We start from the raw sequence: 7,660 nt of genomic DNA, 5'->3' as shown, positions 1-7,660 counted from the left end.
GAGTCAGGAGGGAAAAAATTTATGAAGATTTGGTAATGGTGAAGATAAAGAATGTTTTTATACCGAATTAAACGGATTTGATATAATTATTAATTGTTGAAAGTGCTTTTCATTTAAGTAGACCACAAAATTAATTATTTTGGGGTAGGGAGTAGGTAGTAGAAAAATGCACCGTTTCTGAATAAATGTATGATTTCACAGAAGGACTGAGTCAGGAGTCATTAGGTAGAAAGGAGTTTTTCGGTGACTAAATAGAAAGAAATAGGTATAGTTTGCACTATTGTTTTGGCTGAAAACTTACTCAAAGTTGACTTTCATTCCTTACTTCAGCAACGCCAAAAATGCTTTTGGGTTGCCCGTACTAACTGTAGTCTACCGAAATGAAAACCGCTATAAAACTCAGACAACACAATATTTTTCTTTCTTCCTTCTTCCCTCTTCCTTCTTCCCTCTTCCTTCTTCCCTCTTCCTTCTGCTATTAATATAGGGGCGAGTATAAACCCACCCCTAGACAAAACAAAAATTAATGGAAATCTTACATAAGGTTGAATTTAATTAAGCAGTTACTGCTAGTAAATTGCTGACCTCTTTGGCAGTTTTAAAGAAGAACTCTACATTTTCTTCAGGGGTCTTTTGCAAAACACCATGTCCTAAATTTAATATATGACCTTGGTTGCCTGCTTTGCGGATAGTTTCCAAAATGCGAGATTTGATAAACTCTTTAGAACCAAAAAGTACGCCGGGGTCTATATTTCCCTGTATGCCAATATTTTTACCTAGTCGCTGTCTTGCTTCGCCGATGTCTACTGTCCAATCTACACTAACTATATCAACACCAGTTTGGGGCATTCTCTCTAACAATCCAGCACTGCCATTAATATAAAGAATAAAAGGTGTGTTTGGATGAGTTGCCTTAACCTGTTGGACTACTCGTTTTTGATAAGGCAAGGCAAAAGTTTCATAATCTTGAGGACTAAGTTGACCTGCCCAAGAATCAAACATTTGGATGACTTGTGCTCCACTATTTATCTGGTAACGAGCATAAACGGCGATCGCGTCTGCTAGTTTGCCAAGAAACTGATGCAACATTTCTGGTTCGCAAAAGGCCATTCTTTTGATAAAGGTATAATCCTTACAACTTTTACCTTCTATAGCATAAGCGGCTAATGTCCAAGGTGCCCCAATAAAGCCTAAAATTGCTGCTTCGTTCTTAACTTCTCTTTTGAGAATTTGTAAAATTTCTCTGATAAAAGGTAGAGACTCTTCTGGTTCGATGGGATGAAGTTGGTCAATTTGAGATTGAGTGCGAATAGGAGGGTCAATTATTGGTCCTTTACTTTCGACTATATCAAAATCAATGCCTATTGCTGGAAGTGGGGTGAGGATATCTGAGAATAAAATTACTCCATCAGGTTTAAATGCGTGGAAAGGTTGCAGAGATATTTCCACAGCAATATCTACGTTTTCGGAACGCTCGCGAAATGAGGGGTATTTCTCTCGTAAATCTCGATAAGATTTCATGTAACGTCCTGCTTGTCTCATCATCCATACAGGTGGACGGTCTAAGACTTCACCCTTAGTTGCTCGTAATAAATATGGTAGTTGGCTTGATTCGGCCATCTTTATTTTACCTTCTACTTCTCAAATTTTTTATCTAAATAGCTAGCAAAGCATAAGGTTGGGACATAACAAAAGTCTCAAACTCAAATTTTCAAGATAGCCTTTCCCTTTTGCCTTCTGCTATATCAGTATCAGTAGGTCAATATGATTGTCCTGATTAGTTAAGTTTACAAGGACGTGACATCTGTGGAAATAGTAGACTTTGGATTGTAACGAAAGTTTACTATTAAGAAAGGGAATAGGGAGTAGGGGATAGGGGACAGGCAAAAAATATTTATTCGGAGTTGTGTCATATTAATCACTGAACTTGCTGTAAGTTATAAGAATTCGTCACTAAAATGATTAAAAAAAATGGTAGTTCGTCATAGTAATGGTATCTGAGTTAATCTTGATATTTACCTAAATTTTGATTCCTCTAAATATCCAAGAGTATTTTGATAATGAGTTGCGAAAAAATTATTTTCCCCTAGCTTCTACAATTACTTTTCACCAGTACCAAAAAAATTACTTAATCTGGCTTTTTACCAAATATCTGAAGTTTTGAGAAAGTTTAGTATTTTTGTTGGGAATTGGTATCAGACTAATTTTTATATAAATATGGATTGGTATATTTTGTGTATCTACAAATTATCAGGAACCTCTAGTTTAAATTGCCAAATTTTTAATCAATTCTGGTCTTAAAGAACAAAGTTTAATTACTATAGCAATTCCCAAGAAGAGTGAGGTAAAGAATTCGTTGATTTTAGGGAGTAGGGAGTAGATCCTAGTAATTGGGGAAACTGAGAACAGACAAGAAGAAAAACAACTGTTATTGCTCGGGAGTAGGGAGTAGTTGCATACAACGTCCGTACAGAGTAGTAATTCGGGAAACTGGGAATAGAAAAGAAGAAAAATAATTGTACTTCAGTAACTTGATAAACGCTATATATTTGGTAGATATAAAAATTATCAGGAAGCTCAAATTAAAATTGCCGTCTTCAAGAAGACAGTTTAATTACTATTGCTATTTAATTGTCTGTATTGTTTGTGTAAAGTACTTATAGTTTAGTTTTGCATCTGTTATTGCTCGGGAGTAGGGAGTAGTTGCATACAACGTCCGTACAGAGTAGTAATTCGGGAAACTGGGAATAGAAAAGAAGAAAAATAATTGTACTTCAGTAACTTGATAAACCCTATATATTTGGTAGATCTAAAAATTATCAGGAAGCTCAAATTAAAATTGCCGTCTTCAAGAAGAAAGTTTAATTACTATTGCTATTTAATTGTCTGTATTGTTTGTGTAAAGCACTTATAGTTTAGTTTTGCATCTGAAAGTTTTTAATATATTCTTTGAATAAGGAAGGTAGGCTAAATAAGCTATTGTTAGTTTTTATTTGATGTAATAAGTATCGTCTTTTCAGGGATTGTAATCCATTGACAATATCTATAGAGGACAATGAGCAGGATTTTTTTAAGTCTTCTATTGAAACATTTTCATCGCATTTACTTATTGTTAAAACTATTTGTTTTTCTACGTCTGACATTCTCTGATATGAGGTGTCGAAAAGTAGTTTCATTTCTTCTGTGATAATTAAGTTCCCTTCAGCTATCAATTGAGATACTAGGTCTTGAAAGATATCTTTGATTAAAGTACATATATATTGTAAGTATAAGGGATTGCCTATATACATATTGTTTAAATTCAACCAATTTTCTCGGTCTTGTAGTTTATATTCTTTGATTATTTCTATTCCGGCTGAATTATCTAAGCTTCCTAATTCTAGACATTGAATTGGATATAATTCTCGGTCTAAGGCTGTCATTTCCTGAGCTTTTTCTTGACTAATTAATATTACACAACTTTAGCAATTACAAAATTTAGCAGAAGCAGGAAAAAATCCCCAGGAAAACAAACAAAAAGCAAAAGGAGTAATTAGATTTTTTAAAGGCTTATTTACAGAGTTACCTAAGACGGCAAAATTAATCGAGCAGTGGGAAAAATTATTACCAGCTATCGCTAGTTTCTTTTGATTTGAAAATTAGGATATATCAGCAAATCTTCAGATGACGAAAAGACAACTAAATTGGCGATGAATTAAAATTTATTCCCGACTTTGATATATGAGAAAATTCCGACAAAAAACTTACCACTTGTAGGTTGGGTTGAGGAACGTTAGCGGAGCTTATCCGTAGGATAAACCAAACAAAAATAGAGGTGTATTTCGACTTTTTTCATCTTTCTTTTGCTATGTATGTTGGGTTAAGCGGTAGCGTAACCCAACCTACGGTATTCCCGATTTTTACAGGTCATAAAATTAGACAAAAAATTTACCATTTGTCGGTTGGGTTGATAAAAAAACTCAACAAAAATAGAGGAGTATTTCGATTTTTTTCATCTTTCTTTTGCTATATATATATGTTGGGTTGCGCTGTCGCTTAACCCAACCTACGGTATTCCCGACTTTTACAGGTCATAAAATTAGACAGAAAATTTACCATTTTTCGGTTGGTTTGACAAAGGAAACTCAACAAAAATAGAGATGTATCTCAATCTTTTTTCCTCTTGCCTTTTACTGATAACTAATAACTGAAATTACCCTCACTCTATTTCTTTATTTCCAAGTTCAAACCCATTGTCTTTAACATAAACATAAGGAATAGTTGTGGCTTTAAAATCAACTATATTAGCTGCATTTTGTACCCACTCACAATAAAGTGGGTTTAATTGTTGATAAATTTGTTTGAGATTTTGTATTTCTGCTTCAAGTTGATTAGCTTTTTCGTTGACTTTTTTCACTTGCTCCTGTAATTGTTTTCCCCCTTGATAAACTTTTTCTTGTAGTTCATGCCATTCTAGTCGAGATTTTTTTGGTGCTAATGTAGTTTTTTTCTGATTAAGTTGTGCTTCTAATATTTTGAGAGATTGATTAATTTCTTGTAATTCTTCTTGCCACTTTGCAGCTTCTTCAGCATTTTTTTTGTGAAATTCTGCTAGTGTTTCAGGAGTATTATTTGGAGGAAAACTCACATCTATTCGGAAAGAAGAACGTTGATGACGAAGAGTATCTACTTCGGTCTGTAAAGTTTCTACTTCGGTCTGTAAAGTTTCTACTTCTGATTTGAGTTCTGCTATATTTTCTTTCATATATTTGAACAGGATTTAATCTAGTCGTTCAGGAACTACTATATATCCGGTGGTGTCATCGCCCAAAACTAAATTTTTTGCTTGACCCCAATACCACCAGTATGCACCAATATAAGCACAGATTAAACTATCTAATTTATCTTCTGTAATTTTGAGGGTAGCTATACTATTGATATTTTCAGTATCTAGGAAATTTTCGGAAATTTCTAGAGTTGGTTCGAGGGTAGTTAAGATATTTGTTATGTATTGGTGCAGTTTCAAAAGTTCTGATTTACGGTCTGCTAATTTCCCTTTTTTGTATTTCATAATTTTTTCTAAACTAAATAAATTAACTATAGCTGGATGAGGATAAACTTCGATTTGAAAACGTCCTGGTTGTTGCGGTTCAATTGTTGGTGCATGAATAAATCCTTTAGCTGTCAAACTCATGCCAAAATTCACGGTTTTCTGAGCAAAAGGACGGTTAAGATTTGCTGGATAACATCCCGCATGATAACGACCAAAATATTTATGAGTAAGTTTATCTGGTAGTCTAGTTCCTGTTTGATTGGGAATTATTGTTGGAGCATCTACGGCAATTAGAGCAGGAGTTGGTAAAGGAGTAAAATTATCAATCCAATTGAGAATATCTTCAGTTTCTAATATGCAGTCTAAGTCTAATATATTTAATTTTTTGTCTGAGTATTGTAGACAGCACAAACCACTTTTTCCCGAACTCCAACCGAGGTCTATTCCTATAAATTTCATAGTGTTGTTTTGGTAAATAGGGTTTGCTGAAAAAGTATTTTTTCAGGGTAATTTAAGTCATCAGTTATCAGTACCTATACAACAAGGAGGCTTTGAAGTAAACATTTCCTCCGGAATGCTGCGCAAACAGCCGTCAGCTCTCAGCTATCAACTAATATCTACTATTTGTCAATGACTAGAATTACTTGGGTATTTGTACTTGTTCAAAATTTGTTTTTTTTGAGGCTATACCTCTCGGCTGAAAATTGGCATATTTGAGGTGTTATTAACGTAAATACTAGCTTGTAGCCTTGTATTGAAGAGTCTATTCTTAGGTGTAGGCACAACATTGGCACAATATCTTATGTACAAACTATGTACCAAATCGCTGAAACAACGCAAGTTCGTGAAATATTTTGTAATAATTTGGGGAAAATTAGACTACTTTGATTTAGATAAATAATATTAAAAGCTGATTTGATTAGTCAAAAAGGCCATCTGGGAGTAAATCCCGGAAGGCAGGTGCTATGTTAGCGCAGCTCCTCTGTCAAGAGGCAGCAGAAAGCCCCTAACAGTGATGTTAGGGAATCCCGCGCTGTCTCGTAGAGCAGCGTCGGGAGGATGTCAATCAGTGTTATACCAATGCAAAAAATAATGCAAGACCTTGCTCAAGGCTTAATTTATTAAGTAATAAGTAAGTAAGAGCAATGTTTTTAGTGTGTATTATTCTTCTGTTTACTACTCCCCTACTCCCCTACTCTCCTACTCCCTAACACCAAATTTTTTTCATTATTGTCTTTGATAAGTTCTATTGAGGGAGAAAATTGTTCAACGATTATATTAGGAATAGCTTTGCCTAAAGTAATCGCCCTAGCTGCCATAAACATTGCTAAAGCTAACCATAATATATGATTACTTTTTAACAACCAACCCACCATAGCAAAGGGTAAAAATCCTACTAAACTAGCAATTAAAGTAGAATTGCGCAATAAACTTCCTTGAGTTAAACCGAGAAAATATCCATCTAACATATAAGCCATTCCCCCAAACCCCAAAACAGGTATTAGCCAAAAAACATAACTATTAATATTGTGAATAATTTCAGTATGATTAGTCAACAAACCAAATAAATAGGTAGGGAATAAACAGAATACTAAAGCAAAAATCAACCCGATACTCACACTAATTATTCCTGATAATTTTACTAATATCTTTAATTGTTCTTGATTTCCTTCACCATAACTTTTTCCTGCTAAACTTTCTGTGGCAAAAGCTAAACCGTCAATAAAATAAGCAGCTAATGTCACTACCTGTAATAACAGGGTATTAGTTGCTAAAACTAGAGTATTTATGTATGAACTTAAATTAGTAAATACAGCAAAAGTAGAAATTAGGGCAAAAGTGCGAATCAGAATATCTCGATTGAGAATAAAAGTTTCTCTAATTACTTGAGGTTGCCAAATATCTTTGATTAACTGAGGAATTTCTCTCAAAGATATTAAGTTAAAAATACAAATTATGCCTACGACTAAAGTAATATATTGACTTATTGCTGTAGCACTACCCGCACCGCTACTTTCCCATCCCCAACGGACAATAAAAATATAATCTAAGATAATATTTGTGCCTTTATTAACTACTGATAATAGTAAAACTTTTCCTCCTTGTTCGAGTCCTAAAAACCAACCTATTAATACGAAGTTTAATAAGGTAGCAGGTGCGCCCCAAATTAAACTTTGATAGTAGCTAATACCACTAGCTTTTACTTCTGGAGTTGCACTAAGTAAACTAAAGCCAATTTCTCTCAAAGGATATTGGAAAATCAGAATAATTGTGCCAATAACTAAAGCAATTAAGCAGTTCCGTAGGCAAATTTGTTTTACTTCCTGATGGTTTTCACTTCCTCTAGCTTGAGCAGTTGTACCAGTAGTACCCATTCGTAAAAAGCCAAAAGTCCAGTAAATATAGTTAAATAAAACTGTGGCTAGGGAAACTCCTGCTAAATTATGAATTTCATCTAAATAACCTAAAAAAGCTAAGTCTACTAGACTTGCTAAAGGAACCATTAAATTAGATAAAATGTTGACTAAAGTTAATCGGATAAAATCATTCTTAATAAGAGACTTCATATTTTCCAAAGAGTAGATTTATCTCCCATTTTACTCACAGAAGTTAGTTATAGAGAAACAA

The 7,660-nt window shown here is 33.9% G+C and carries 6 protein-coding genes; all 6 read right to left on the bottom strand.

Going from position 1 to position 7,660, the window contains the following annotated elements; translation table 11 throughout:
• Positions 1 to 326: 326 nt before the first annotated feature.
• The 6 genes from D5R40_RS35275 to gntT all read right to left on the bottom strand — a co-directional run bounded on the left by D5R40_RS35275 (position 327) and on the right by gntT (position 7,599).
• Positions 327 to 515, bottom strand: coding sequence for a hypothetical protein (locus tag D5R40_RS35275; protein WP_124144757.1), 189 nt, complete (start codon positions 513 to 515; stop codon positions 327 to 329).
• Positions 516 to 555: 40 nt separating this feature from the next.
• On the bottom strand, positions 556 to 1,620 hold the full coding sequence (hemE, locus tag D5R40_RS14870) for a uroporphyrinogen decarboxylase (RefSeq protein ID WP_124144756.1): 1,065 nt from the start codon (positions 1,618 to 1,620) through the stop codon (positions 556 to 558).
• Positions 1,621 to 2,915: 1,295 nt separating this feature from the next.
• A complete protein-coding gene (locus D5R40_RS14865; protein WP_124144755.1) occupies positions 2,916 to 3,422 on the bottom strand; it encodes a hypothetical protein in 507 nt (168 codons plus the stop codon).
• A 776-nt stretch (positions 3,423 to 4,198) separates the two neighbouring features.
• Complete coding sequence (locus tag D5R40_RS14860; protein ID WP_124144754.1) at positions 4,199 to 4,744, bottom strand: GumC domain-containing protein; 546 nt, start codon at positions 4,742 to 4,744, stop codon at positions 4,199 to 4,201.
• 15 nt (positions 4,745 to 4,759) lie between these two features.
• Entirely contained in the window at positions 4,760 to 5,491 is a 732-nt protein-coding gene (locus D5R40_RS14855) for a DUF429 domain-containing protein (RefSeq protein WP_124144753.1), read from the bottom strand.
• A 725-nt stretch (positions 5,492 to 6,216) separates the two neighbouring features.
• A complete protein-coding gene (gene gntT / locus D5R40_RS14850; RefSeq protein ID WP_124154830.1) occupies positions 6,217 to 7,599 on the bottom strand; it encodes a guanitoxin biosynthesis MATE family efflux transporter GntT in 1,383 nt (460 codons plus the stop codon).
• Between the last annotated feature and the right edge of the window lie 61 nt (positions 7,600 to 7,660).

Origin of the sequence: Okeania hirsuta (genome assembly GCF_003838195.1) — a bacterium.
Lineage (GTDB): Bacteria > Cyanobacteriota > Cyanobacteriia > Cyanobacteriales > Microcoleaceae > Okeania > Okeania hirsuta.
This window is presented reverse-complemented; position numbering and strand designations above follow the sequence as displayed.

What these genes read in the sequence shown, in the direction of transcription:
- D5R40_RS14865 (WP_124144755.1), bottom strand. Translation starts at nt 3,422, where the DNA reads ATGACAGCCTTAGACCGAGAATTATATCCAATTCAATGTCTAGAATTA.
- D5R40_RS14860 (WP_124144754.1), bottom strand. Translation starts at nt 4,744, where the DNA reads ATGAAAGAAAATATAGCAGAACTCAAATCAGAAGTAGAAACTTTACAG.
- hemE (WP_124144756.1), bottom strand. Translation starts at nt 1,620, where the DNA reads ATGGCCGAATCAAGCCAACTACCATATTTATTACGAGCAACTAAGGGT.
- gntT (WP_124154830.1), bottom strand. Translation starts at nt 7,599, where the DNA reads ATGAAGTCTCTTATTAAGAATGATTTTATCCGATTAACTTTAGTCAAC.
- D5R40_RS14855 (WP_124144753.1), bottom strand. Translation starts at nt 5,491, where the DNA reads ATGAAATTTATAGGAATAGACCTCGGTTGGAGTTCGGGAAAAAGTGGT.